The organism is Flavobacterium ginsengiterrae (genome assembly GCF_039539785.1).
Classification (GTDB): domain Bacteria; phylum Bacteroidota; class Bacteroidia; order Flavobacteriales; family Flavobacteriaceae; genus Flavobacterium; species Flavobacterium ginsengiterrae.
Genome location: NZ_BAABDU010000002.1, coordinates 242,103 through 268,715, shown reverse-complemented (window position 1 = coordinate 268,715; position 26,613 = coordinate 242,103). Strand labels below are relative to the sequence as shown.

31 protein-coding genes and 1 tRNA gene are annotated in these 26,613 nt (G+C 34.7%); 11 read left to right on the top strand and 21 right to left on the bottom strand.

Annotated features, from left to right (window positions below; genetic code table 11):
* The first annotated feature begins 138 nt into the window (after positions 1–138).
* Positions 139–576, top strand: coding sequence for a hypothetical protein (locus ABD859_RS01995; protein WP_345139532.1), 438 nt, complete (start codon positions 139–141; stop codon positions 574–576).
* A 100-nt stretch (positions 577–676) separates the two neighbouring features.
* Here ABD859_RS01995 and ABD859_RS01990 read toward each other — a convergent pair whose 3' ends face one another.
* The 7 genes from ABD859_RS01990 to ABD859_RS01960 all read right to left on the bottom strand — a co-directional run bounded on the left by ABD859_RS01990 (position 677) and on the right by ABD859_RS01960 (position 6,338).
* Positions 677–1,048 carry a hypothetical protein gene (locus ABD859_RS01990; protein ID WP_345139530.1) on the bottom strand — a complete coding sequence of 124 codons (372 nt, stop codon included), beginning with the start codon at positions 1,046–1,048 and terminating at the stop codon, positions 677–679.
* A gap of 51 nt (positions 1,049–1,099) precedes the next feature.
* Positions 1,100–1,348: a hypothetical protein gene (locus ABD859_RS01985; RefSeq protein WP_345139527.1), complete on the bottom strand. Its 249-nt coding sequence runs from the start codon at positions 1,346–1,348 to the stop codon at positions 1,100–1,102.
* Between the two features lie 12 nt (positions 1,349–1,360).
* The gene (locus tag ABD859_RS01980; protein WP_345139525.1) at positions 1,361–1,543 is read right to left on the bottom strand and encodes a DUF2188 domain-containing protein; all 183 of its coding nucleotides are present in this window, start codon (positions 1,541–1,543) and stop codon (positions 1,361–1,363) included.
* Between the two features lie 39 nt (positions 1,544–1,582).
* Positions 1,583–2,587, bottom strand: coding sequence for an SDR family oxidoreductase (locus tag ABD859_RS01975; protein WP_345139521.1), 1,005 nt, complete (start codon positions 2,585–2,587; stop codon positions 1,583–1,585).
* Positions 2,588–3,007: 420 nt separating this feature from the next.
* Positions 3,008–4,270, bottom strand: coding sequence for an MFS transporter (locus tag ABD859_RS01970; protein WP_345139519.1), 1,263 nt, complete (start codon positions 4,268–4,270; stop codon positions 3,008–3,010).
* Between the two features lie 224 nt (positions 4,271–4,494).
* On the bottom strand, positions 4,495–5,313 hold the full coding sequence (locus tag ABD859_RS01965) for a helix-turn-helix domain-containing protein (protein WP_345139517.1): 819 nt from the start codon (positions 5,311–5,313) through the stop codon (positions 4,495–4,497).
* 29 nt (positions 5,314–5,342) lie between these two features.
* The gene (locus tag ABD859_RS01960) at positions 5,343–6,338 is read right to left on the bottom strand and encodes an SDR family NAD(P)-dependent oxidoreductase (RefSeq protein WP_345139514.1); all 996 of its coding nucleotides are present in this window, start codon (positions 6,336–6,338) and stop codon (positions 5,343–5,345) included.
* A gap of 504 nt (positions 6,339–6,842) precedes the next feature.
* On the opposite strand from ABD859_RS01960, the gene ABD859_RS01955 reads away from it, so the two are divergent.
* On the top strand, positions 6,843–7,313 hold the full coding sequence (locus ABD859_RS01955; protein ID WP_345139510.1) for a hypothetical protein: 471 nt from the start codon (positions 6,843–6,845) through the stop codon (positions 7,311–7,313).
* Positions 7,314–7,344: 31 nt separating this feature from the next.
* On the opposite strand, the gene ABD859_RS01950 is transcribed toward ABD859_RS01955, so the two are convergent.
* Positions 7,345–7,518, bottom strand: a complete 174-nt coding sequence (locus ABD859_RS01950; RefSeq protein WP_345139508.1) for a YodC family protein — start codon at positions 7,516–7,518, stop codon at positions 7,345–7,347.
* Between the two features lie 285 nt (positions 7,519–7,803).
* Here ABD859_RS01950 and ABD859_RS01945 point away from each other — a divergent pair, with 285 nt between their 5' ends.
* Positions 7,804–8,046: a hypothetical protein gene (locus tag ABD859_RS01945; RefSeq protein ID WP_345139506.1), complete on the top strand. Its 243-nt coding sequence runs from the start codon at positions 7,804–7,806 to the stop codon at positions 8,044–8,046.
* A gap of 80 nt (positions 8,047–8,126) precedes the next feature.
* On the opposite strand, the gene ABD859_RS01940 is transcribed toward ABD859_RS01945, so the two are convergent.
* Both ABD859_RS01940 and ABD859_RS01935 read right to left on the bottom strand, forming a co-directional pair.
* On the bottom strand, positions 8,127–8,759 hold the full coding sequence (locus tag ABD859_RS01940; protein WP_345139504.1) for a DNA-3-methyladenine glycosylase: 633 nt from the start codon (positions 8,757–8,759) through the stop codon (positions 8,127–8,129).
* A gap of 29 nt (positions 8,760–8,788) precedes the next feature.
* Positions 8,789–9,100: a hypothetical protein gene (locus ABD859_RS01935; RefSeq protein WP_345139502.1), complete on the bottom strand. Its 312-nt coding sequence runs from the start codon at positions 9,098–9,100 to the stop codon at positions 8,789–8,791.
* Between the two features lie 218 nt (positions 9,101–9,318).
* On the opposite strand from ABD859_RS01935, the gene ABD859_RS01930 reads away from it, so the two are divergent.
* Positions 9,319–9,696 carry an SPW repeat protein gene (locus ABD859_RS01930; protein ID WP_345139500.1) on the top strand — a complete coding sequence of 126 codons (378 nt, stop codon included), beginning with the start codon at positions 9,319–9,321 and terminating at the stop codon, positions 9,694–9,696.
* A 304-nt stretch (positions 9,697–10,000) separates the two neighbouring features.
* Positions 10,001–10,630 (top strand): YciE/YciF ferroxidase family protein, encoded by a 630-nt coding sequence (locus ABD859_RS01925; RefSeq protein WP_345139498.1) that lies wholly within the window; start codon positions 10,001–10,003, stop codon positions 10,628–10,630.
* Positions 10,631–10,766: 136 nt separating this feature from the next.
* Here the strand turns inward: ABD859_RS01925 and ABD859_RS01920 are convergent, their stop codons facing one another.
* Positions 10,767–11,717 carry a hypothetical protein gene (locus ABD859_RS01920; protein WP_345139495.1) on the bottom strand — a complete coding sequence of 317 codons (951 nt, stop codon included), beginning with the start codon at positions 11,715–11,717 and terminating at the stop codon, positions 10,767–10,769.
* A 243-nt stretch (positions 11,718–11,960) separates the two neighbouring features.
* Here ABD859_RS01920 and ABD859_RS01915 point away from each other — a divergent pair, with 243 nt between their 5' ends.
* Positions 11,961–13,097, top strand: a complete 1,137-nt coding sequence (locus tag ABD859_RS01915; RefSeq protein ID WP_345139492.1) for a Gfo/Idh/MocA family protein — start codon at positions 11,961–11,963, stop codon at positions 13,095–13,097.
* A gap of 175 nt (positions 13,098–13,272) precedes the next feature.
* Here the strand turns inward: ABD859_RS01915 and ABD859_RS01910 are convergent, their stop codons facing one another.
* From ABD859_RS01910 to ABD859_RS01895, 4 genes are all read right to left on the bottom strand, one after another.
* Positions 13,273–13,596, bottom strand: coding sequence for a hypothetical protein (locus ABD859_RS01910; RefSeq protein ID WP_345139490.1), 324 nt, complete (start codon positions 13,594–13,596; stop codon positions 13,273–13,275).
* 180 nt (positions 13,597–13,776) lie between these two features.
* The gene (locus ABD859_RS01905) at positions 13,777–13,914 is read right to left on the bottom strand and encodes a hypothetical protein (RefSeq protein WP_345139487.1); all 138 of its coding nucleotides are present in this window, start codon (positions 13,912–13,914) and stop codon (positions 13,777–13,779) included.
* Between the two features lie 133 nt (positions 13,915–14,047).
* On the bottom strand, positions 14,048–14,278 hold the full coding sequence (locus ABD859_RS01900) for a hypothetical protein (RefSeq protein ID WP_345139484.1): 231 nt from the start codon (positions 14,276–14,278) through the stop codon (positions 14,048–14,050).
* A 208-nt stretch (positions 14,279–14,486) separates the two neighbouring features.
* A complete protein-coding gene (locus ABD859_RS01895) occupies positions 14,487–16,202 on the bottom strand; it encodes an FAD/NAD(P)-binding protein (protein ID WP_345139481.1) in 1,716 nt (571 codons plus the stop codon).
* A gap of 364 nt (positions 16,203–16,566) precedes the next feature.
* Between ABD859_RS01895 and ABD859_RS01890 the strand changes: the two genes are divergently transcribed.
* Positions 16,567–16,926, top strand: a complete 360-nt coding sequence (locus ABD859_RS01890) for a PKD domain-containing protein (RefSeq protein ID WP_345139478.1) — start codon at positions 16,567–16,569, stop codon at positions 16,924–16,926.
* Positions 16,927–17,169: 243 nt separating this feature from the next.
* Here ABD859_RS01890 and ABD859_RS01885 read toward each other — a convergent pair.
* Positions 17,170–17,243, bottom strand: a tRNA-Arg gene (locus tag ABD859_RS01885).
* Between the two features lie 115 nt (positions 17,244–17,358).
* Here ABD859_RS01885 and ABD859_RS01880 point away from each other — a divergent pair.
* The gene (locus ABD859_RS01880) at positions 17,359–17,871 is read left to right on the top strand and encodes an adenine phosphoribosyltransferase (RefSeq protein ID WP_345139476.1); all 513 of its coding nucleotides are present in this window, start codon (positions 17,359–17,361) and stop codon (positions 17,869–17,871) included.
* Here the strand turns inward: ABD859_RS01880 and ABD859_RS01875 are convergent, their stop codons facing one another.
* Genes ABD859_RS01875 through ABD859_RS01860 form a run of 4 tightly spaced genes read right to left on the bottom strand, consistent with a single transcriptional unit; the run spans position 17,872 to position 20,357 of the window.
* Positions 17,872–18,522 (bottom strand): response regulator, encoded by a 651-nt coding sequence (locus ABD859_RS01875; RefSeq protein ID WP_345139473.1) that lies wholly within the window; start codon positions 18,520–18,522, stop codon positions 17,872–17,874.
* On the bottom strand, positions 18,506–19,294 hold the full coding sequence (locus ABD859_RS01870; protein WP_345139472.1) for a sensor histidine kinase: 789 nt from the start codon (positions 19,292–19,294) through the stop codon (positions 18,506–18,508). Before ABD859_RS01870 ends, ABD859_RS01875 begins: the two co-directional genes overlap by 17 nt.
* Positions 19,267–19,914, bottom strand: a complete 648-nt coding sequence (locus ABD859_RS01865) for a hypothetical protein (protein ID WP_345139470.1) — start codon at positions 19,912–19,914, stop codon at positions 19,267–19,269. The genes ABD859_RS01870 and ABD859_RS01865 overlap by 28 nt, the downstream gene beginning before the upstream one ends.
* A gap of 8 nt (positions 19,915–19,922) precedes the next feature.
* Positions 19,923–20,357: a hypothetical protein gene (locus ABD859_RS01860; protein ID WP_345139468.1), complete on the bottom strand. Its 435-nt coding sequence runs from the start codon at positions 20,355–20,357 to the stop codon at positions 19,923–19,925.
* 244 nt (positions 20,358–20,601) lie between these two features.
* Between ABD859_RS01860 and ABD859_RS01855 the strand changes: the two genes are divergently transcribed.
* Complete coding sequence (locus tag ABD859_RS01855) at positions 20,602–21,426, top strand: N-acetylmuramidase domain-containing protein (protein ID WP_345139465.1); 825 nt, start codon at positions 20,602–20,604, stop codon at positions 21,424–21,426.
* Positions 21,427–21,530: 104 nt separating this feature from the next.
* Here the strand turns inward: ABD859_RS01855 and pheT are convergent, their stop codons facing one another.
* On the bottom strand, positions 21,531–23,951 hold the full coding sequence (gene pheT, locus ABD859_RS01850; protein ID WP_345139462.1) for a phenylalanine--tRNA ligase subunit beta: 2,421 nt from the start codon (positions 23,949–23,951) through the stop codon (positions 21,531–21,533).
* Between the two features lie 272 nt (positions 23,952–24,223).
* Here pheT and ABD859_RS01845 point away from each other — a divergent pair, with 272 nt between their 5' ends.
* Both ABD859_RS01845 and ABD859_RS01840 read left to right on the top strand, forming a co-directional pair.
* On the top strand, positions 24,224–25,729 hold the full coding sequence (locus ABD859_RS01845) for an aldehyde dehydrogenase family protein (RefSeq protein WP_345139460.1): 1,506 nt from the start codon (positions 24,224–24,226) through the stop codon (positions 25,727–25,729).
* A gap of 70 nt (positions 25,730–25,799) precedes the next feature.
* Positions 25,800–26,177: a DUF779 domain-containing protein gene (locus ABD859_RS01840; protein WP_345139457.1), complete on the top strand. Its 378-nt coding sequence runs from the start codon at positions 25,800–25,802 to the stop codon at positions 26,175–26,177.
* Positions 26,178–26,613 lie beyond the last annotated feature (436 nt).

Below are 26,613 nucleotides of genomic sequence, written 5' to 3'. Positions count from 1 at the left end.
GGGTGTTTTTATTTTTTATATGATTTGTGGACATTATATAAGTTTAAGAAGTAATACTAAAATCGAAAGGAAAAATTCTTTAGTTAATTTGTAATTCATTGTTTATTAGTTTTTTATTGTTGAATTAAAAAATGTATTATGAGATTACCTAAAGAAATTGTCAATGGATTTTTAATATTTGTGGGAATTGCTTTGTTCTTCCTTTTAATGGAACTATTAAATCTCTCCAATTTATTTTACTTACGACTTTTAAATGTTCTTTTTATCTTTTACGGTGTAAACAGAACTTTAAAAATGAATCTTGCTGAGGGAAAAAATGAATTTGTTCCCAATGCAGTGTCAGCAATGGTTACATCATTTACTGCGGTAGTGATAAGTATTGTGGCGCTTCTTATTTATAGTTATGCCAAAGGCGGTAATAATTATGTCAAATCTTTGTCTGAAGCTTTTATGTTTGGAGGAGAACCTTCCGTAACTTCTTATTGTCTTTCTTTATTTTTTGAAGGAACAGCATCCTGCATTATTGTAACTCTTCTATTAATGTTGTATTGGAATAATAAATATGCAGCTGATTAAATTGAAGTGTAAAACGAAGAAAAAAAACAAATCCCGAAAAGAAGGTAATTCGCTTCTTTTCGGGATTTATTTTTTTAATTTCTGTAATGTTGTAAATGATTTAATAATCATCATCTTCGTCTTCGTCAGCTTTTGTTTCATCTAAAGTCCGTCTGTTTGCATCATTATCAAAATCTTCGTCATCTTCATCTTCACCTTTCAAGTCCTCGTCTAAGTCTTGTGCAATAGATGCATTTTTTTGAAAGAAAGGATCAGAAGTATCATTTTCGTCCTTATGAGTGGTAGATGCTTCATCTTCATTTTCATAATATTCAGGCATATGTTTGTGTCTTTGCGACTCATCCTCATGCTGGTTAATTGCAGGATCTTTTTTCTCCATAAGTTCTGAATTGATCGCGTCGCTGGCTGAGTGATCTGCAGCGTGATAAGTAAAATCTTCCTGATCGTAGTTATCATAATTTTCTCTTGACATAATATTTAATTTTAATTTGTTACTAATTGATTTATATAAAAAGCCAAAGGCTTAAATTTTATCCAGTTTTGACGGATCTGTTGCCTCATCAATACTTTTTCCTTCTGTGTTTCTATTCTTATTTTCATTTTCGATCTTTTTTTTAGTTTCTTCGTCTTCCTCAGAATAGTCATTTAATCGACCGGCTTCTCCGGTACTTCCTCCAGGCTGCATACTTCCGGATCCGCTGTATGAACTATTGGCGTTTTGATTTGTATTTTCGTCATTACTGTTTTCAGTTTGTTCTTTATCTGTTTTCATAATTATAAAGTTTTAGTGTTTTTTCTCGTGATGATTTTTCAGCAGTTCACGTGCCTGTTTGAGTCCGGTTGCAATAGCAATACCTTCTTCGGCACCATCCAGAAGAAGTGCATTGGCTATTTCAACAGCTTTTTCCCTAAGTTCTTTAGGCTGATTTTTATAAGATGGTGGATAATCTCCGTTGTACCAAGGCATGATTGTAGTTTTTAAATTAAACTTTAAAAAATCTTTTTTTTAAGGATTTCCTTCTCCGCCGCTCGAACCGTAAATTTGTCCGGTTGCATAACTTGCATCTTCGGCAGCAAGCTGTACATAGATTGAAGCAAGTTCAACTGGCTGTCCGGGTCTTCCCAGTGGAGTCTGTCCGCCAAATTGTTTTAGCTTTTCCATTGTTGCACCTCCGCTTACTTGCAGTGGTGTCCAGACAGGGCCAGGAGCCACACCGTTAACTCGTATTCCTTTTGGAGCAAGCTGTTTTGCCAGAGACTTTATATAATTAGTAGTAGCCGCTTTGGTCTGTGCATAATCGTATAAATCTTCGGTAGGAGCGTAGGCCTGAACAGAACTGGTTCCTATTATAGAAGAGCCGGGTTTTAAATGAGGAAGCGCTGCTTTTATAATCCAAAAAGGAGCATAAATATTGGTTTTCATGGTTGCATCAAAATCTTCGGTTAAAATATCCAGAATCGATTCGTGTGTTTGCTGTCTCGCTGCATTATTAATCACAATATCTAAACCGCCAAGTGCTTTTACAGCCTGATCTACCAGAGATTTACAAAAGCTTTCGTCACGCAGATCACCCGGAATGGCAATCGCTTTTCTCCCTTCTGCTTTAATTAATTGAATAACTTCTCTTGCATCTTCTTCTTCGGTAGGATAATAGTTTATGGCTACATCTGCACCCTCTCTTGCATACGCAATTGCGGCTGCTCTTCCCATACCAGAATCTCCTCCGGTAATAAGTGCTTTTCGTCCTTTAAGTCTTCCTGAACCTTTATAACTTTTTTCGCCGTGGTCAGGACGTGGATCCATTTTACTTACCAGACCTGGCCATGGCTGTTTTTGTTCTTTAAATGGAGGCTGCGGATATTTGGTTTTAGGATCTTCCGGAAGAACAGAAGGAGTTGTTTCATCAATTTTAAAATCGGCACCTAATACAGGGGTAAAAGCTGTAGTGAGGCAGATCGCACCCATTCCTGTAATGGCAGAACGTCTGGAAATATTCTTTTTATCGTTCATAGTAATAATTTTGAATTGTTGTTTCTGTTATTTAATAATTGCTAAAATTAACGAGCTTGATTATCAGGTTTTTATATTATTATGCCAACCTTTTACATAATACGAATAGACTTTCGGAACAATTACTTATTAATGAACTATTTATGAATTTAAATTATAGAACTTGGTGATTAAAAGATATAAAATACAAAGATGAAGTGAACGTGTTTTATTCGAGTCAGATAGATGTTTAATGTATAATTCGATGAATGAGATAAAGGTTGGAGGTAAAAGAAAATGTGATAAGAAGTAATTAATATTTGATTTTAATTCACATAAAAAAAAAAAACTCTAAATCATTGATTTAGAGTTTTTTTTTGCCGATAACGATGAAGTTAAAAAAGCGTTTATTTTAAATTATAATTTAAGAAGCCAGCAGTCTTAAATCTCATTCTCTTCAGTCATATCTATAGTTTTTGGATGCAGGCTCAACAGTTGTAAAGCGATAGCAGTAACTACAACAAATAATAGTAGTACAAAAACGTGTCTCATTCCTCCATTATCTGCTGCTTTTCCTAAAAACTCGGTGATTACAGCTCCGGCCGAAATGCCTACAAAATTCATAATGCCGTATCCGGTAGCTCTGTAACGAGGAGCAACAAACTGGCAAAGAATTGGCATATTGTTCGTGTCGTATATCCCAAATCCAAGTCCAAAAAGGATGGCGCCAAAAATAATAGCAGTTATATCACAACAGTAGCCAAATAAAAATAATGCCGGAATGGTAAGGAACAACCCAATTGCGCTCGTGTAAATTCTTCCTTTAAGATGTTTCATTACCCATTTGTCTGAAATCGCACCGCCAATTAAAACACCAAAAAAAGAAGACATTGAAATGGTTATCGTTGCAATTGGTCCTGCCAGAGACATATCTAATTGTAAAGTTTCGGTAAATAGGGTAGGTAACCAGTTTTTGGCCGCCCAGCCCGGTAAACTTGGTGAAGCGAAATAAAAGAGTAAAACCCAAAAGGAAATATTACCAAATAAGATTCCCAATCCTTTGAACATCTGCCTGAATTCATTGCCGACAGATGACTTTTTTGAAGGATCAAAAAAGTGGACTTTCTTTTCCTGTAATAAAAACATGAGTAATACACTATAAACCGCACCGAGTAAACCTACAGAGTGAAAGCTGAAATGCCACGAAAAATGCTTAGAAATAGTGGCTCCAAAACCGCCCAGTGCCTGCCCTAAGTAAATTCCGGTGGTGTGAATCGCAATAGCAAAAGAGCGTGTTTTTTCCTGATGATAATCTGCAATTAAGGATAATGCAGCCGGAATATAAAAAGCTTCACTAAAACCCATAATACCACGCAAAATATAAATCTGGTTGAAGGTTGCAGCATAACCCATTGCCATAGTAACGCCGGACCAGATAAAAAGACTTCCTATGATTATTCTTTTTCGGTTAAACCTGTCTGCTATAATTCCGGAAACAGGGCTCATAAGTGCATATATCCAAAGGAAAACAGCCATCAAAAGACCAAAATTTTCAGCTTTAGCCAATTCAGGAATGTCATTCATCATCGCTGATTTCATGGTTGAAAGCATTTGTCGGTCTAAATAATTCAATAAAGCTACAAACCACAACAAGCCAACAACAATCCATGGATAGGATTTTTTTTCATTCAATTTTGCAATCATTCTCTTTTTTCAAAATAAAGGCCGAATATACGAATTCAAACGTAACAGGGAATTGTTTTTTCATGTTATATGTGTGTTGGTGTGTGTCTTCATAAATTATTTTAAAGGGACTGAAATAGTGATCTATCTTTAAAGTCTTCGTTCCCAGAAGAAGATGCAATTAATTTCTTTAAAACAGCAGGAAAAAGTTAGTTACTGCCGAAAGATCGTGCAGTCTGCAACTGCTACAATTGGCTGGTTTGGTTGTATAGCGTACTTGGCGGATAGCCAAATTGCTTTTTGAATGCAAAGGAAAAATGGGAAAAATTTTCAAAACCCGTTTCATAAAAGACTTCCATTGGCTTTTTATTTTTTTGAGCCAGCAGATAATGTGCTGCTTCAAGTCTTTTTTTTGTAAGCCATCTTTGCGGTGTAGAACTGAAAGCTTTATAAAAATCACGTTTAAAAGTGGTGAGACTTCGGCCTGTAAGATATCCAAATTTTTCAAGAGGGAGGTTAAACATAAAATTCTTTTCCATAAAAGGCAGTAAATCAATTTTTCCAGGCTCTTCAAAATCGGCCAAAATAGCGTCTATGTCTTTTTCAATAGTTTTAAGTATCAAAACGGCTTCGTTGATTTTTAATGAAGCAATATGTTCAGGAAAGTTCTCCTGCATTTCAAAGTACGGAATAAGTGAAGCCAGACAGCTTTCTAAAAGCGGATGTTTATGGAAACTGAATATTTTTGACTGGGCGGTTTTGGGTCTTGCATTTTCATGACCATAAATTTCACGTAATCGTTCAGTCTTTAGATGCATCGCTACAGCCTTATGCGGTAGTCCGTCTTTTGGTTTGTTAATTATGGCGGCCAGCTGATTTCTGGGAATTAAGAAAGTGCTTCCTGCACCAAATTCAAAAGTTTCATCGGCCTGAATAATTTTAGTTTCACCTGAAATCAGCCACACCAGCAAATGATCATCAAATGCCGCTTCTGTTTTAAACAATTTACCGCTGTACTGGGAGAGTTTAATGTCTGGGTTTATATAATTTACTTGATAATCCATAGTACTGATGTGGTATAAAGATACAAATATTAACGTACAACAAATTTTATTCCGATTAGTTCCTCGCTTAATTTCCACAATCTTTCGGCATTCGCCTGATCCAGAGAATAAGGCTTAACTCCTCCAATAACAGAGACATCAGAACGCAATTCAGCTATATCTGCATGTTCGCAGTACACACCGCCAATTGTATTAAGTAACGGACTTACAGCAGCCCAGATTGTTGTAGCCGCACCTTGTTCAACGGTTTTTAAAGATGCGGCAACTTCCGGCAGTATATTACCTTCTGCATCACTGAAACCCAGTTTTTGAAATAGGTCAATTGGTGCTTCTCTTCCTAATTCTGTTCCTCCAACGGCTCCTGGACATAGGGAATAACTACGTACATTATATGATTTGCCACGGTTGTCTAATTCTAATGAAAAAAGATTAACCGCAGTTTTGGATTGTCCATATGCTTGAAGCGTTTCGTATTCACGTGCAAGGAAATTGGGATCTTCAAAATTAAAATCAGAAAACTGATGCCCGCCCGACGATACATTTACTACTCGTGCACCACCGTCTTTTTTTAATACAGGCCATAGTTGAGCAGTGAGCTGAAACAGCGCCAGATAATTTGTAGCCAGTTGTGATTCGTAACCTCGGCTGTCCCTGCGAAGAGGCACCCACATAATACCTGCATTGTTTATAAGGAGATCAAGTGATCTTCCCGAATCAAGGTACTTTTGAGCAAAGCTGCTGATAGACTCAGGATTCATCAAATCCATTTTTTCAATAATAACATTTGAAATTCCTTGCAGATTTCTTTCTGCTTTTTCTACATCTCTTGCAGGTACCACAACCGAAGCTCCTGCAGCCGAAAGTGTTTTTACGGTTTCTAAACCAATACCGGTATTTCCACCTGTCACAATAGCCGTTTTTCCTTTTAGATTAATTCCTTTTATAACCTCAGCAGCTGTAGAAGTCTTATTAAACCCTGAGTTGATAGATTTTTGTAAAGCGCCCTGATAATTATTCTGTTCCATTTTTTAAATTTTAATTATTTATAATGGACAAAGGTAAAAGGTATCCTAAAGGGTTATTTTGTTTAAACGTCGCAATGTACTTTGTTTAAACGTCCACAGCCAAATTCCGGATAAATTGTATAATAATTTCTATGAAAACAGAGAAAGATGAATATAGAAGATTTGGTTTTGCAGTGAATGATTCTAAATTCGGTTTAACTTTTTGTGTAAGAAATAGTATAAAGTTCTATTTAATGTTGGAATTATTTTATTTTTGTTTACCATTACAAATTTAAATCCGCATAACATCAATAATAGGAGTAAGTTAAGTCTATTGTAATCATGAAATATTTACAAAAGTAAGGGGGCAAAAATGCCCCTTATTTTTTTACAATCTCATATTTTCAAAAGAGACTTATGATATTATTGCAAAACAAAAAAGATGAAAAATGTTTAAAAATTGATACAGCAAGCCCATCAATTCTGTAAACACTACATTTGTAATAATAAAAAAAACGAAGGATTATGAATTTATTAAAAATAGCCGCTGCCGCATTTTCCGCTACTAATATAATGACAGCGTTTAGTTATTTGATGTCAGCTTGCTTTAAAAAACTCTTTCAGGAGCCTGTAATTATGGATTATTTATTGAAGCATTTAGGAATTAAGCTTGAAGGCAGATGGAATAAAGCAGCAGGCTGGTTTGCGCATTATATCATTGGATTTGTAATGGTTTTATGTTACGCTGTTTTATGGAGGTATACTGATATTGATTTTGGATTCATTTCGGGTATCGTTTTTGGTATGATCAGCGGTTTGATAGGTGTAGCCTTATGGAGAAAAATATATCGTACCTCGATTCATCGTGATGTTTCGGCAAGATATTACTATATACAGCTTTTTACTGCTCATATAGTTTTTGCAATTGTGGCGGTGATTGCTTTTAAGATATTCAAATATGACCCTATTTCAAAAATTCAACCTTATCTGCAATAATAGTTAGTAAATTAACTCATTGAAAAAAGAATTATACAGGTATTAAAACGTCATCCATAAACTTACCCGTAATTATTGTTCCTTGTTCGTCTTCCCACTGAGTTATTATATTTTCAATTAATTCGGGTTCAAAGCCTATTACTGTCATAATTGGTCCTCCAAATTCCTGTTTTACTTCTTGTCCTTTTTTAAATTTTGGTTTCATAAAATATACTTTAAGATTATTGTTACAGTAAATTTCTTAAAACTATTTCTTTATCTTTTATAGTTTTAAGCATTTGGTTTACAAAATTTATGGACTAGCCACTCGAATGCGATGATTCTGGGAATCATTAGCTTAGTAGTATATATAAGTATTTTAACCTGTCTAATGGCAATATTATAATAATGAGATGATTAAATATAAGTTTGATGTGTCTTTCTTTCTAAAATTTGCATCGAAACACATCGAAACTGTTTCATAATCAAATTGTTAATTAAATTAATTGTTATGAGAAATTTATTTTTAATTGGGTGTATGCTCTTTAGCTTCAGTTATGCATCTGCACAGGAAACCCCGCAAAAGAAAAGATCAACAACTAAAACTGACACTGTTCATAAACAGAACACCTCGAGATCTAAAACTGATACTGTTAATAAACAGCGTACAGAAAAGAAAAAAGGAATGTCTAAATCTACTAATAAACAGACTACGGCTCCACGTAAAGATTCTATTAATGGTACTAGACCATAATGCAGATTTTTTAAGTTATGTCCTTAACAAAAAAGGCCTGTTAGAAATAACAGGTCTATTATTTAAATTCTAATTTCAGGTTAGAATTTATTAGGTTTACTGACGTATATGTTGGCTTTTACAAAAAATCTCCAGGGCAGAGCCGCGTGCTCTTCTGCATAATCTACACCAACACGCGGAACACTTGCAATTAAATCATCACTGTATCGAATTCCATGATCTTCGACCCAAATTTCATCATGATTTAATTCTTTTTTATTAAAAGTGATGTCGATTCCCAAAGCCTTAGCTGCAGAACCCGGTCCTGATGAAATGCGCGGATTAGAAGCTTTTAGCCCTCGTCTTTTTTCGATAATGTCTATTCCTTTAAAAGGTTCTACACCACGGATTAAAACAGCATGAGGTTCTCCTTCACGAGCAGTCACAATATTAAACAAGTAGTGAATGCCATAACACAAATAAACATATGAAGTACCGCCCTGCAGGTAAAGAGTTTCTGTTCTTGCCGTTCTTCTGCCTCCATAGGCATGAGATGCTTTATCGACCGCTCCCATATAGGCTTCAGTTTCTACAATTATTCCCGCTGTAACCTGCCCATTAATATTTGTATAAAGTATTTTACCCAGTAAGTCCTGAGCAAGGAAAAGAACATCCTGATTTTGATAATACGAAAAAGGAAGTACAGCAGTTTTTAAAGTATGTGATTCTTTCATTCTTATATTAATGTTACGATTTATTATCATTACATGTGCTCGGGAATTCTTCTGTAAATGAAATCCGCAAGTTTTTTGTCGATATCGGGATCATTAGAAGCAGATGTGCGACTCTTTCCATAAAATCGAATATTATTATTTTCCATAAAAATAGCAATATCCTTAAGACAGTTTTCAAATAATGGGCGGGAAGTTTCTGTTGCCAGTCTGTCTGCTGTGCTTAAGTCTTCAAGACGAGCCAGGTAACGTGTAGAAGATATTTCTTCAACAATAGAAATAATAAGTTCAAAATCTGTATCCTGATCATTACATGATCCGGTTAAAAAATAAGATAAAGTCATATGAGTGATTTTAATGCGGATTTTGTATTTCTATTAAATTTACAAGATTAATAATTGAAAGATTTATAAAGTTTTATTAGATTTTTATATAATAAAAGGTTGCATATATTTTCTTTCTGCTAATTGTATAATTTCTGGTTACAATCTTATAAACAAGTACATTTTGAGAACTTATAAATTTGTCGCTCAAAATTCTTAATTAACTAAAATATATTAATATGTCTTATACAATCTATCATAAATCACAGGCTTTAATGGGATATCTCATTGCTTTATTTATGCTTGGGGTGCCATCATTGTTTAGATTATCTCATTTAGCAATAGAAGGTATTGTGCTTTATAGTGCTGCAGGTGCATGTCTGGTAAATAGTTTCGTTACAAGAAACGAGACAGGATTTATAAAGCTGCTCCCCATTAAACTGCATCAGTTGTTATATGTTTTAATAGGTCTTTTTTTGGCAATATCGCCTTGGCTTCTGGGTTTTTCTCATCGAATATTTATACCGCATCTTGTTCTTGGTTTAGGTTCCATAGTTCATGGATTAAAAGGCCGTTTTGAATTTGAATCAAAGAAAGTAAAGGAATGGAGGTACTAAACGGGGGTATGCTTATCACGAATGTCTCTTTTAATGTTGTTTAAAAAAAACTATCAAAAAGAAGGTTAATTTTTAGTGTAGTATGCATTATACATTCTTTTGTAAAATTACTTTATACTAAAAATTACATCTTTATCATTACTGATAATTATTGTGAAGTATCATCTTAAAGGCATTAATTTATATGTAAATAATTGGTGTTTAGCTGTTAGTAATAATAAAATTATAAAAGTTCACAGTTATTATGTAAAAATAGCTTTAAACGCTCCTGTAATTTTACCAATAACTTAAAAAACTAAAGATTATGAAAACGGCAACACAAAAAACAACAGCTGCTAAAAAAAGCACTACGGCTTCTAAAACAACTACAAAAACTCCTTCAAAAGCCAAAGGGACAACAGCATCTAAAAATGGTTCTGTGAAGGCTAAAGCATCTGCTGCAGATGGATTGAGAGAATTATTTATAGATTCTTTAAAAGATATTTACTGGGCTGAAAAAGCGCTTACCAAAGCATTGCCAAAGATGGCAAAAAATGCCACCTCTGAAAATCTTATAAAGACAATTAACGATCATCTCACAGTAACGCAGGAACAGACGGCAAGACTGGAAAAAGTATTTGCAGCGATAGGTGAGAAAGCTGCCGCAAAAAAGTGCGATGCCATGGAAGGTCTTATCAAGGAAGGAGAAAGTATTATGGAAGAAACGGAGAAAGGACCTGTACGTGATGCCGGTATTATTGCTGCTTCACAAAAAATTGAGCATTATGAAATCGCTACTTATGGAACTCTGGCCGCATTTGCAGCTACTTTAGGTGAAGATGATGCGGTGTTGCTGCTCGAGAAAACCTTAGCAGAAGAAAAAGAAGCTGATACTTTACTGACAGAAGCAGCTTACAATACCATCAATTTTGATGCAGCGGCTGAAGAAGAATAAAACAGCTGAAAAAACAGAGAAAGAACCTGTGTCATTTGATACAGGTTTTTTTGTATCTGCTAGTATTGAGCCGCTATACCGATAAATTGTCTTAAATTTTGCGGTTGTAAAACCGAGATATAAAATAAAATATGGTTTAGTTGTCAAGATCTGTCCGATCAGCAATCAGGCGGAAAAGTTTTTCATTTTTTCTGATCATCGGCTCCAGATTTGCAGCGGTAAGGGAAGGAAGAGTGCTGCCCTGAATACAGTACAACTTCTGATTTTTTACTACCAGAAACTGCAGCATTCTTATTTTCATAGTTCTGCCGCCAAATTCTATTAATTCTTCCACTTCCGCCATATATGCCGGTACTCCGTCAATGGAAACCGGTTCGGTTCGTATCAGATTACTTTGAGGCGAAAGAAAATTTGTGATTGTATTTGTATTAAGCTCCAATCGGCCGTAGTCATCCGAAAGATCATGCAATACCACAAAAATCTTTTCTGTGCCATTTCCGTTGCAGCTTGTAAACTGCTGAATGGTCTGCGGCATTGCTGTTTCTTCAGCCAGCCAGCTTGCCGGGATGGGAACACTTATAGAAACATTGTCTGCCTTTGGATGATCTTTGGTTTCGAAAATATTTACATGTCCGTCCAGTATTTCCTGATGAGGTTCATTATGATATTTAAAAGATAGTATTCCTTTTGACACTGCAGAGCCGTACATATTTTCTGGACGTTGAACGACTTGTTTCAGAAATTCTTTTGCATGGCTTTCTTTTTCAACAGGATACTGTAATTCAATATCGAGCAGTGAATCTATCTGCTTGTGAAATTTTTGTAATTGAGAGTATTCAAGTTCTTTTTTTAGATACTGATTAATATTATATTCCGCCTGACCGAAAGCTTTATCAAGTTTTTTTTCTGCCGCTCGTACATCAGCAGACAGCTTTGGAAACTGTCCGGCAACTTTTTCAAGCGCAGCGTCCTGTCCCTTTAGAAAAGCATAAGTCTCGAGCGCATAAGAAATCTTAGGATTAAAGCCTTCCTGCGCCAAGCAGAACGTTGGGATGTAAGATAGTAATATGATCAGTGGTCGAAGCATTATAAGCTGTTTTAAAATATCAAAAATCGAGAAATTGATAAATCGTATATTATAAAATTTAGCAATAATTTATTAAAATTCACACATCTTAATCTTCAAAACATTGAATTATATAAATACGAATTAACAGGATATAACAGCGTGAGGTGTAAATTGTAGAGATTTGTCAGTTTTGATCTTTTAATCATTGAGATACAGAATATGCATAAAGAGGTAAAATTGTTCTATTAAAGATAAAATGTTATGAAAAAATATAAAATAGGAATCATTGGGTATGGCGGTTTTGGGAAATTTCTGCATCATTGGTGGTCAAAACTTGAAAATGCTGAAGTAGCAGCTGTGGCCGACCATGGCACTCATATTCAGGAGGCAGAAAACTGCAGGGTATATAGTAACTGGAAAGACCTGATTAATGATTCCCAAATTGATATAGTGAGCATCGTTACTCCTCCGGGACTGCATGCTGAAATGGCCTGCGCGGCAATGGAATCTGGAAAGCATGTGCTTTTAGAAAAACCTTTATCAGTAACGGAAGATGAAGCACTTAGAATATTTGAAGTTCAGAAAAAAACGGGAAGAATAATTACCGTAAATCATATGATCCGTTACAATCCCATTATAAATGCAATTATTGATCTTGGAGAGAACGGGGTGCTGGGTAAACTTAGACACGCAACTGTAAATAACTATGCGCAGGATGAATCTCTACCTGATTCTCATTGGTTCTGGGATGAAAAGGTATCAGGAGGTATAATGGTAGAACACGGCGTTCACTTTTTTGATATAATAAATGCACTTGGAAAACAGAAATACACACAGGTCTGCGGTGTATCACACAGGCGTAACGAGCATCAGCGTGACCGCGTGGCAGCAACCGTCTTATATGATGGAGGTTTAATCGCTTCCTACTATCATGCATTTTCCGGTCCGGGATTCTTTGAGCAGACTACAATTAATCTTGTATATGACCTGGCACGTATCACAATCGAAGGCTGGATGCCAATGCAAGGAAATCTTAAACTGCTTGCTCATGAAAGAAGCAGAAAAGAACTGTCTATTATACCGGGATGGCAGGAAAGTGAGTCTTCGTACTTTGGAAAAATAAATGATGCTTCAAGAACTGAAGGATGGGGCGCATCAGAATCTGGTGTTAATGCTGAAAAAGATTCAATACTGATATCCGGCATACTTTATGAGGCAGACCAATTAGTTACAGGAACTTTCGGAATTTCCCAGACCAAAGGAGAAGTTTATGGGAACTGTGTACAGCAGATTCTTTCTGATCTTATACTTAAAATTGAGAAACCGGAACATAATCTCAAGATAACGCTACAGGATGCATTTGAAGCGTTAAAAACAGCATTGCTTGCTACAAGTTAAATAATTTGCCTTCTCTGAAAAGCAATGGCAGAATTATTCTTCTTAAATGCAAGATAGAATAAAGAAGCGGCAGATTGTATTATGCAATCTGCCGCAGTTATTTAAAGTTTTAGAGTAATATATCTAAGTTTTTACTTCTTAATATCCGGCATTTTTTCTGATGTACTGCACAGGGTTATACAGGCTGTACGGGAGTTGAACCGGTTTCAGTTTCCGTGTAGGAATCTGAAGTATTTATTTTTTCCTGAGGTGCGGGCTGATTAGTTACGGCTGACTTAATGGTATCTTTATATTTAGCAAGTCCAATTCCGATGATAGGGATTGCAAGTTTTCCAATTAAGGAAGATGCATCTGCATGCCCCGTTTTGTCAAGATAGGCTGAGAGAAGCAGCGAACCAAGTGCGCCGCATAAAATATAATGCCCGGGAATATCAGCAATTTTACTTTCAATTAGCTCTCTTATTTCTTCCAGGTTTTCTGAATTAATTAAATTTTCCATATCGTTGTTTTTTTTAGTTGATTAAGATCTTAAAGCTACAATAGTCTGTCATCGTTTCTTTATATAATCAAAAGAGCAGCTTATATAATTATCAGAAAGCAAAAAGCACAGATTAAATTTTGGCATTATGTTTTTTAAAATTTCCGCTAAGAAAAGCTTAAAAATTTCAGACCCTGAATTTCAAGGATTATTACGAGAAGCTTTGGAAATTTCGACCGTTGTTTTTTCATTAGCTCTGGCTGAAACCGTGGTTATTTGCGTTTTCTTATCAGAAGTTCTTGTGCTGTACACTACATTTTTATTATTTTGTGTATTCATAATACCTGCTTTAGAAGTTAAAATTAGCTACAGTGGTAACAATACGCTTTGTTGAGCTTGCTATCCTGTCTTTTGCATTTCAATAACCAGCTTTTGGTTGTCGATGCCGGCTCCTCTGAGTGGTTCTGCGGCACTATGATCTGATTTTTTCATCTATGAACTCATTGAGGATATTCTGTGTACAACGCTGCACATCACCGGCAATCAGATCTGGGGATTTAAGAAGATAGTCATCCACAAAAACCATCGCGGCCTTTTCAGTCTCATTATATCTTTCTGCTGTGTCCTGCTGTAGTGATAAATTATAGCGGAATTCCAGAAATGCTTTGAGTTCAGATTCAAATTTTTCGAGTAGATCCTTCATAAATTCTGTTTTAGTGATTATTCTCTTTGTGCTGTTGGTAACATCTTCGCAAGTTAGAATTAATATTTATACTGTATTTACAGCCTCACTGCCAGATATTTATAGAATTGCAATGCAGTTGGAAACGATATGTTGCTTACAGTCAAAACCTGTACATAAGCATATCTGAAAAAATAATCATTTCGCTGTAAACTTTCTCATCTATTTTTTATGAGTAGATACTGTTGACAATTAAAAGTGAAGATGCTTCACAGAAATCAAGTCCTGAATAGTCAGGATTATAACCTCCAATATATGGTACGGCCATAATATAGATTCTTTCATTAAAAGCACCATATTGATCTATAATCTGAAAATTGTCATTTATGGCAATTCCGGAAACTTTTAGCCAATAGCTTCCATCAGGATTTTTTTCAACTAATTGATTTCCTTCCTCTAATGCATGAGAAGCAGCCTTATCGCATTGAAATTTTAATTGTGCAGGGCTTATAGCTTTCTGATTGAGCAATGTAGCGAAAGGAAAATCTTGATAAGACAGATGAGGCTGACCTACGCAGTCAATAAAAGTGTTGAAATATTCTGATTTCTGATTCTGGTTTTCGTCAGTATAATGGTAAATAATTCCTCCGTTATGCTGCGGTTCTACAGAACTATCCTGATTTACCGCTGTAATATCCAGAACACCGGCATGATGAAGAGCCAGAAGCTCATTACAGGATTGCTGAGGCACAAAAGCAATGACAATTGAAATCAAAGGCATAAGAACTTTCTGAAGACGCTGCATATCTTCTGCAGAAAGATACTTAGCGGGATGATTCATGGCAAAACTCAAAACAGCCAGCATCTCTTTCCAATAAACAGACTGCTTTCTCTTTATAGATTTTTCAGCCTCGTTATACTCTGCCCTCAACAGCAGGAAAGGATCAAGACGTTCTCTGATCTCCATCATATCAGCAACAAATTCTTCAATAGTAAAGTCTTTTATCCGTTCATAAAAGTCTGGGTCCTTTTCTCGGAATATTTTCTTAAAATTATTTTTAAACATAAAGTCCAGAGATAAAAAACCTTCATTTTCTTTTCGATGCGCCTCTATTTCTTCGCGTGTAAGCAGTGAGTCTGGTCGAAGATGTGAATCTTCAAGATGGAAACGGACTGCTGGAAGCATCCCGCTTCTGGAATGTATGATTATTTTGAAATCAGGGCTTTCGTCCGCTTTTTCGTAATGCAGCATACCGTTTTCTCCTTTAATAAAGTTTCCGTTGCAGCGTGCCAAAGTACGAATGGCATCAATTGCAGTTAGAGATGATCCTCTTACCGCAACTGTATGGTTTAATTTTAAGGCAATCTTTGAGGGAGGATAAGGTGAATCATAATAACCTTTTACTTTTCCCTCATTACGTAAAGGCCATTTATGACCTGTGCATATCACAGCGTAATCATACTCTTCTTTTCTATTTTCGGTTACTACAGTGACGGTTTTTTCTTCTTTGTTGTAAATCAGGTCAGTAACATTGGTTTGATAGTGTATTACTGTTTTTATTCCTTTATGGGCTGCGATCTCCTGGAGCAATTCAAATTGCGAAGAAAGATAATAACCAAATAAAATTCTTGGGAGTACCTTAAATTCATTGAATTTATCAGGATTAATGTTAAATCTTTCCAACAGCTCCGAGGGTGCAGTCTGGATCCAGTCCTCAATTGAATTTACAATTGTCGGGATCTCATTATCAGAAACATTTGTTACATGTTCGTCATTGGCACCTTCTGAGCCATAGGGCATTCCTGCTCCAAGCATGCTTTTTCTTTCATAAATGGTTACTTCTGTCTCTGTACTGCCATTATCAATAAGTCTTTTGTACATGAAAAGTCCGCTGGGACCACCTCCCAAAATAGATATTCGTTTTTTATTTATATACTGATGCATTTTACAAATTTTACTCGAATTTAAATTTTATGCCGGTGTATATTTTACAGAATTTGTTGTGTTTGTTGTAGGATTTACCACAGAGACACATAGCGATTAAAAAAATAAGACACTGATTGACAATTTAGTGGACTGAAATTTTTTTTAGAGAGTTTTAAAACACGCATAAAAGTCAATTAAATTCTTTTGAAGAGAAAAGAAACATAATAAAAGATATTATCAGACTCGGGAATATAAATTTTATAAAAGTTTGTATATGTATCACTTGCACAAGGTTTTGGTATATTTGAAAAAATCATAATATATTTTTATACATTTATATATCGTACTATTATTCTATAAAGACTAACTAAAACTCATCGTTATGAAAAAGATTTCGGGAATATTTATGTTTACAATGGTATTATTAACAGCATTTTCTTGCAGCAAAAGTGAAGAAGAGCATATTGGAGACTGTTTATCGGACCCAATTTACAGTGAGCTGAAACACACTACTGATCCAGCTGATCCAAAGAAAATCAATTTTTCACTTGTATACACTGGAGAGAGAACACTCAGCAATGTAAAATGGACTTTTGGAGATGGACAGACAGCCTCAGGAGCAACAGTTTCTCATACCTATACAGCAGCGGGTACGTATGAGGTTAAAGCTGAATTAACCACTAAAGATGGAAATTCTTCAGAATGTTCGCATGCAAAAAATAAAAGTATAACGGTAAATTAAAAGCTGTTTACTGGAAGTTGCTTATTATTAACATCTTGAATTTCATATATCCTTAACATCTCAGTGATTTCATCTGATTAAAGAAATGTAATATACCTAAAAGAGATACGACTAAAATTGATAAAAGATTTGGATGCCCGACAGCCGCATAAAATTCTTAATGCAACTGTACAATCTGTATGTTTTATTAATAAGTATTTGTAATAAAAAAAGCTAAAACGAAAGTTTTAGCTTTTTTAAGAGTGACCTCGACTGGATTCAAACCAGTAACCTTCTGAGCCGTAATCAGATGCGCTATTCAGTTGCGCCACGAGGCCTTTTTTATAATCAATTAGCTATTTTTTTGTAGCTTTGTTGATTGCTTATTGCGGGTGCAAAGATAGACATAAATGTGAGATAAACAAGAGAAAAATAACATAAAAATAAAAAAAAATGAAGATTGAAAATTATATACGTGATATTCAGGACTTTCCTAAAAAAGGAATTTTGTTTAAAGATATCACTCCGCTGCTAAATAACGTCGAAGCGAGACAAGAATGCCTATCAATTTTAATAAATTCTTTAAAAGGACAGAAAATTGATAAAGTAGTAGGAGCAGAAAGTCGCGGTTTTTTCTTCGGAATGTTATTGGCGCAGGAACTAAAAGCTGGTTTTATTCCGGTTAGAAAACCTAAAAAACTGCCTTTTGATATTATTTCAGCTTCATACGAATTAGAATACGGAACTGACAGCCTTGAAATGCATACAGATGCTATTCAAAAAGGCGATCGTGTTTTAATTCATGACGACGTACTTGCTACAGGCGGTACTGCTAAAGCTGTTTGCGAATTAGTTGAAAAACTAGGGGGTGAAATTGTGCAATGCAATTTTTTAATGGAACTGACTTTTCTTAACGGACGAGAAAAAATTAAAGAATATCCAGTTTTTGCTGCATTAGCTTATTAGCTACACAAACACAATTTTGTGTTTTACGGCATATAAAACTAAACCTATTCTAGTTTTTATTTCAAGTTTGTCAAAAAGACATTCCCTGTAACCATCAATTGTTTTAGGGCTTAAGCACATTTCAGAGGCGATTTCTTTATATGTCATCTCTGTACAGGCATGTTTTATAAATACCAGTTCTTTTTCTTTTAAACTAATCTTTTTATTGTCGCTGTTGACTTTATTTAAAAGCATTCCCGAAACTAATTCGGTAAAATAAAATCCTTTTTCAATAACGCATTCAATAGCCTCTTTAAAAATTTCAGGAGAAGTATCTTTGAGCAGGTAACCTTTTGCACCGTTTGTAATCATCTTAATGATTATTTCTTCATCATCATTTACAGAAAGTGCAATTACTTTTAAGTCAGGCCGGTTTTCTTTTGCCCATTTCATTGTGCTTAAACCATCTAAAACAGGCATATTGACATCTAATAAAACTAGATCAATAACAGCTTCGGGATTTTCCTGAAGATATGAAATAAAGACTTTTCCGTTTTCAAAACGCTCGATGACATCATGATCTCCAAAACTTTTAATTAGAAGCTCTAAAGATTGGGAAAAAAGCTGATGATCATCGACGATAATAATTTTACTTTTAGTATTCGGTTTCATTGGTTGTAGTTAATGGGTAATCTAAAGTTACAGTTGTTCCTGATGAATCTGATTCCATGATTAATTGTGCGCCAATAAGTTTGGCTCTCAATTTCATGTTGGTTAATCCTTGTCCGGAATTTGCTTTATTTGTATCATAGCCAATTCCGAAATCCTTTAATTTTAGCTGAAATAATGTTTCAGTAGTTGCAATATTTACTTCGTATAAATCGCTGTGTGAATGTTTAAGGCTGTTATGTAAAGCTTCCTGAAAAATTCGGTAAATAAATAAATCGTGCTCTTCGTTGATCTTTGGAATTTCTCCGGTTAAATTATAACGATACTGGATTTTTTTGAGTTTTTTTACACGCTCAAGATCTTGTTTTATGGCTTCTATAAAATTACTCTGCAGTAAATTATCTTTATTAATTATTCTGGATAAAATTCTAAGTTCGTCCAGTGCTTTTGCCAGAACATCTTTAAGTTCTTTTAACTCTTTTACCTGAATGCTTTTGCTGCTAATAGACATATTGAGCTGCATTATGCCAACAGAAATAATCTGCCCAATATTATCATGAAGTTCTTTGCTGATTTCAGAAAGTGTCTGGTCTTTTATTTCGATTCTTGTTTTTACAAGTTCTGACTGGAAATACATTTCAGATTCCATTTTTTCAACCAGATAGTTGTTTTTTTTCTTTAAAAAATAAAAGAAAAGAACCACTACAATGGCCAGTAAGGTAAAAAAAACAATACCTAATGAAATGACTAATAATTGTATTTCTTTTCGCTCCATAGAAATCCGATTATATAACAGCTGTGCGCCAGAAAATTTAAAATAAATAATACAAGGCTGAAAATGGAATCGTCCTGCTTGATCAGAAACCAATTAATAGCCAGCATAAAAGGCGTAAAAGGAACATGAAAAACCAATATTCCTAAAATGTACCAGAAAAAAACAGATCGTTTAAAGTTTAAAATTTTGTCTGAATTAAAAATCTCTACCAGATATAAACACGATAGTATTAATACCAGTAATACTCCGATGGCAAAACTATAGGTAAAAGAACGGTTTGTGTCTTCTTTAAAATACATGATATTTAAAAAGAAAGAAACAATAAAGAGTATAAGAAAATAAACTGCGGTTAGTCTGTAACTTATCTTTAAGAGCAGACTTCGCAGCAGTAAAATGTAGGCTGAGAAACTAACGAACATATAGAAATTATAAACATAATAATTTAATAAGCCCGTTAAATACGTAAAATAGTATCCAACTAATTCTATTAGTACAGAAAACCAGATTAAAATTACTAAAAATTTAGCTTTCTTACCAGGTAATTTATGCATTGAAATTAATCCGATGCTTCCTGATAATAAAGCTAAATAAATGATATAAGATCTTAAAAATTCAAACATAAATTTAATTAATAGATTAAGCTTGGCGGTCTGCCGATGTTTCCGTAATTCATAGGTTCAAGACTTTGAATGTCAGCTGGTGCTGAATCCTGAACTAAAGCAAAACTTTGGATTTTTGCGGTGCTGCTTTCGATCTTTTTTCCTGTGGGCACCAAAAATAGGGTTGTTAATCCGGCTTTTTCTCCATGTTGTTCATCGTCTGGATATACACCAAAATAAAAGCGTATTCCATCTACTGCATATCCGTCTTTTGCTCCGTGTGTTTTAATGTAATGTATATAGCTTTCTAAAGCTTCTAATGAATACCAAATGGCATTTGCATCATCTTTTTTAGCTGCTTTTGCTGTTAAGGATGCAGTTCTTTTATTGTTATAATTAACATTCAATTGTTTTGCAAATTCTTTAGTTATTAACTGACTAGGTTTTGCGGGTGGATTTTTCATGATCATTTAAAATTAATTGGTTAATGATTTAGTTTTCAGCTTTTTTTAATTTGTTGCTGTGACAAAATTATTTTAAACCTAAAAATAGCACAAGGGGAAAAATACCCTTTTTTGTATAGGTAAAATTATTTAAAAAATTGGGTTAAATATCTGTTTTGTAGTATTTTATAAATAAATAAATTTACATCGCCAATTTTTTATAAAAAAAATCGACAGTTTAGTGAGTAACCATAAATAAAAAATTATGAGAACAATAAAATTAGGTGTAAAATCAAGCGAGGTTTATTACTTAAATGAACTTCTCTCAAAGTTGGGTTACAGTGTTGTGGTTTCAGATTATTTTGGAACTCCAACGGATACAGCAGTTAAAGATTTTCAATTAAACAATAATTTGGTTGTAGATGGAGTAGTAGGACTCAAAACGTGGTCGGCATTACTGGCAAAGAACGGGGATTTATTTTCTGCAAATTCAAAACTGCTTTCAGAACAAAACCTAATTGATTTTTCCAATCAGTTTGATTTAGAACTAGCCGTTGTGAAAGCTGTTAATGAAGTCGAAAGCAATGGAAAAGGCTTTTTAGTAGATGGCAGGCCAAAGATTTTGTTTGAAGGTCATACATTTTGGAAACAACTCGAAAAACGAAATATTGATCCGCGTATTTATGCAAATAGTTCTAATCAGGATATTTTATTTGAAAAGTATAACAAGAAATATTACGCTGGCGGAGCGGAAGAATATAATAGGTTAGAAAAAGCTGCACGTTTAGGATCTGATAAAAAATTTAGAGATGCTGCTAATTGCTCGGCCTCTTGGGGACTTTTTCAAATAATGGGATTTAATGCAGTGCCAATTGGTTATCAAAGTATAGATGAGTTTGTAGAAAAAATGTACCAAAACGAAGGCGAACATTTAAAAGCGTTTGGTTTGTTCTTAGAAAAAAATAACCTGATAAAAACCCTGCGAAACAAAAACTGGGCAGAATTTGCTTTGCGTTACAACGGTCCGGCCTATAAAACCAATAAATATGATGAAAAACTAATGCGTGCTTATTTGAAGTATTCGAGATAGAAGTTTTAAGTTCTAACTTAACTACAAAGCGAAAGTTAAAACATAAAAAACAAAACCCGATAAGATTTAAAATCCTATCGGGTTTAATTGTATATGGTAGAACTTTATCTTAAGCTTGCGCCTAATTCAGTTTCAAATGTCTGTTGTAATTTCGACATGATTTTATCGATTTGAGCATCAGTAAGCGTTTTAGTATTATCCTGAATGGTAAAACTCAAAGCGTATGATTTTTTACCTTCAGGAAGTTTGTTCCCCTGATAAACATCAAATAAATTAATGTCTTTTAAAAGCGCTTTTTCGGTTTGTTTTGCCAAATTAAAGATGCTTTCGTACGTTGTTTTTTCGTCGATTAACAATGCTAAATCTCTGCGTACTTCCGGATATTTAGGAATTTCAGTGTATTTGATTTTTCCAGTAATGATTTTTAAAACCAAATCCCAGTTAAAATCAGCATAATAAACATCTTGTTTAATTCCGAAATGTTTTAGGATTGATTTTTTTATCACTCCCATTTCTACTAAAGTATCATTGTTGTAACAGATAGAAGTTCCTTCAGAGAAGATATCAGAATGTACGGGAGCATTTGAGATTTTCTCAATTCCTAAACGCGTTAAAACAGCCTTTACATATCCTTTTAACAAGAAGAAATCTGTTCCTTTTTGAGGATTTGTCCAGCTTTCTCTGTTTCTGTTTCCAGAAATAGATAACGTTAAATGTTTGTGTTCTTCGTATCCGTTAAGATATTTATGGTATGACTTTCCGAATTCAAATAATTTTAAATCAGCATTTTTTCTGTTGATATTATATGAAATAGCTTCTAAAGCAGAAAATAACAAAGACTGACGCATTGTAGATAAATCGCTGCTTAAAGGATTTAACATCGTAACATTATGTTCTTCTTTTAAAACAGTCGATAATTTAGCATACGCAGCTGTTGTTAATGAATTCGCCATCATTTCATGAAACCCTTGAGAGTTTAATTGCGAAGCGATAACATTTTGTACTTTATAATCTTCCGTTCTTGGAGAATTTGATACCGTTGCATTGAATTTTTTAGAAAACTCAATATTATTGTAACCATAAACTCTAAGAATTTCTTCGATAACATCAATTTCACGCTGTACATCGACACGGTAAGCAGGAATTGTTAGTCCTAAACCAGTATCAGAAACGCTGTTTACTTTAATATCTAAAGAAACTAATATTTTTTTGATAGTATCTTTTGGAATTTCCTGTCCAATAATTTTAGAAACATGGCTGAAATTCAATAAAACAGAAAAATCTTCTACTTTTTTAGGATACACTTCTACAACATCAGAAGTAATTTTTCCGCCAGCTACTTCCTGAATTAAAAGCGCAGCACGTTTTAAAGCATATTCTGTAATAGTTGGGTCAATTCCTCTTTCAAATCTAAAAGAAGCATCGGTATTTAATTGATGTCTTTTAGCTGTTTTACGAACACTTACGGCATCAAAATATGCACTTTCCAGGAAAATACTAGTAGTGCCTTCAGAAACGCCTGATTTTTTTCCTCCAAAAACACCCGCAATACAAAGCGGTCCTTTTTCGTCGCAAATCATTAAATCATCTTCGTGCAATGTTCTTTCAACATCGTCTAAAGTTGTAAATTTAGTTCCCGCAGGTAAAGTTTTAACGATTACTTTTCCGTTAATTTTTGCAGCATCAAAAGCATGAAGCGGCTGTCCTAATTCGTGTAAAACATAATTAGTAACGTCGACAATATTATTTTTTGGAGTTAAACCAATCGCTTTTAAGCGATCTTGCAACCAGTTTGGAGAATCCTGAACAGTAATTCCGGAAATGGTTACACCGCAATATCTTGGAGCTAAAGTTGGTTCTTCAACATTAACATCTATTTTTAGCGTACGCATATCGACTCTAAAATTGCTTACAGAAGGTGTAATCAATTCTACGTTAACACCGCGTTGCAGCATTCCGGCTCTTAAATCACGGGCAGTTCCAAAATGACTCATAGCATCAGCACGGTTAGGAGTCAGACCAATTTCAAAAACTTCATCATTGGCAATCTGGAAAACTTCAGAAGCAGGAGTGCCGGGAACCAGATTTTCATCCAGAACCATAATTCCGTCATGACCAGTACCAAGGCCTAATTCATCTTCGGCACAAATCATTCCGTGACTATCCTGTCCGCGGATTTTACCTTTTTTAATAGTAAATTCAGCGCCTTCTTTATCATATAAAACAGTTCCAATAGTAGCAACCGGTACTTTTTGTCCGGCAGCAACATTAGCAGCACCACATACAATTTGTACAGGAGCTTCTAAACCAATATTTACTGTAGTAACTTTTAATCTGTCAGCATCGGGATGTTTTTCGCATGTAAGCACATGTCCTACAACAACTCCTTCTAATCCGCCTTTAATAGACTGGTATTTCTCGACAACTTCAACCTCAAGACCTAAATCTGTCAATAGTTCAGAAGTTTGCTCAGATGTCCAATCAGTTTTAATAAACTGCTTTAACCAGTTGTAAGATATTTTCATTTTAGTTTAATTCTTTTTATGAGGATACAAATATAAGAATTGAGAATTGTAGTAAGAAAGAATTTATTTGGTTTTTTCTCGCTGTCTTAAATTTATGAAAAAGCTTGCTATAATAGGTATTTTGTAATTTTCGTATTAAAATTTTGATAAAAAATCATTAAAAGAAACTTATAAAATCAAATGTGTAAAATTTGTGCTATTAGATGAATGAAAAGTGCTATTCTCTTTCACTTTATGAAAGTAAATTTGAAATAAATCAAAATTTACTAATTATGAGCACAACCACAAAAAGACCTGAATTTAAGGCAAAATACGACAATTATATCAATGGAAAATTTACTGCGCCAATTACAGGCGAGTATTTTGATGTAATCTCTCCAATCGATGGAAAAGTATTTACACAAGCAGCACACTCTGGTAAAGCTGACCTTGAAAAAGCGGTAGATGCCGCTCACGAAGCATTTCAAACCTGGGGAAAAACTTCTGCCACAGACCGAAGCATTTTACTGAATAAAATTGCGCAGAAAATTGAAGACAATTTAGAGTATATCGCAGCTGTGGAAACGGTTGATAACGGAAAACCAATCAGAGAAACTCTTGCAGCTGATATTCCTTTGGCTATTGATCATTTTAGATATTTTGCAGGTGTAATTCGTGCCGAAGAAAGTTCAATTGCTGAACTCGATTCGCAGACCGTTTCAATCGCATTAAGTGAACCAATAGGAGTTGTAGCACAGATTATTCCGTGGAATTTTCCAATTCTAATGGCGGTTTGGAAGATTGCTCCGGCGCTTGCAGCAGGAAATACAATCGTTTTAAAACCGGCAGAAAGCACGCCGATTTCTATAATGGTTTTGATGGAATTAATAGGAGATATTCTTCCTCCTGGAGTTTTAAATGTTGTAAATGGTTTTGGTGCCGAACTTGGTCGTCCGCTGGTTACAAACAAAAAAGTAACTAAAGCCGCATTTACCGGTTCAACCACTACAGGACGTTTGGTAATGCAGTATGCAACAGAAAATATTATTCCGGTTACTTTAGAATTAGGTGGAAAATCACCTAATATTTTCTTCCCGTCTGTAGCAGATCACGACGATGATTTCTTTGATAAAGCGGTTGAAGGCGCAGTATTATTCGCTTTAAATCAAGGAGAAATATGTACCTGCCCGTCCAGATTATTAATTCACGAAGATATTTACGATAAGTTCATCGCAAAAGTTATTGAAAGAACTGAAGCTATTATTGCCGGAAATCCGTTAGATAAATCTACGATGATTGGTGCGCAGACTTCTTTAGTTCAAAAAGAAAAGATCTTGTCTTACATTAAATTAGGAAAAGAAGAAGGCGCAGAATTACTAACCGGAGGAGATGTTAATCATTTAGGAGGTGATCTTGAAGGCGGTTACTACATTAAACCGACCTTATTTAAGGGTCATAACAAAATGAGAATTTTTCAGGAAGAGATTTTTGGACCTGTTTTGGCAGTAACGACTTTTAAAACGACTGAAGAAGCGATAGAAATTGCAAACGATACCATGTACGGTTTAGGTGCAGGAGTGTGGACGCGCGATGCGCACGAAATTTATCAGGTTCCAAGAGCAATTCAATCCGGCCGAGTTTGGATTAATCAATACCATTCTTATCCTGCCGGAGCTCCGTTTGGAGGATATAAACAATCCGGAATTGGCCGCGAAAACCATAAAATGATGCTGAGTCAGTATCGTCAGACCAAAAATATGTTGATTTCTTATGATAAAAAGAAATTGGGTTTCTTTTAAATAGTTGTTATTAATTGGTTTAAAAAGGTAAGTTTCCGGACTTACCTTTTTAATTTTAAATCAAAATGTCATGGTAAAAAGATTAGATGCAACACAGGAAGCAATAGAATTAATAAAAATTCTAAAGGAAAAACACGGCGATTTGATGTTTTATCAGGCGGGAGGATGCTGTGAAGGAACTCAGCCGCAATGTTTTGAAAAAGGCGGTTATTACCAGCGAATGGGAGATGTATGTATTGGAATTATTGAAGATACAGAATTTTGGGTCGATAAAGATTTATTCGAATATTGGAAACATGCACATTTTACACTCAAAGTTATTGATGCATTTGGTGTTGGCGGATTTTCTCTTGAAACGCCTTTAAAAAAGACTTTTCAAATTGAATATCGAATTTTTACCGAAGATGAAGAAAAGGATTTGGAGCCTGCACGTTTTTTTGAAGGGTAAAGGTTTGTTTTTAAAGGAGCAAAGGGACAAAGCAACAAAGTAACAAAGGAATAGAGGTTTATTTTTTTACCCCAATTTATTCGTAGAGACGCACTGCTGTGCGTCTACGCAAAGTATATCGACATTTTTTTAATCGTTTCGGATATGCTGGATGTAGACGCACAGCAATCGCGTCTCTACGATTATCTATGTGTCTTCTTTTCGGTATTATCAATTTTATTTAGCCCAATTTATATTTTATCAATCGTTGCGTATAAAAAAAATATTTACCCCAATTTATTCGTAGAGACGCACTGCTGTGCGTCTACGCAAAGTATATCGGCATTTTTTTAATCGTTACGGATATGCTGGATGTAGACGCACAGCAGTGCGTCTCTACGATTATCTATGTGTCTTCTTTTCGGTATTATCAATTTTATTTAGCCTAATATATATT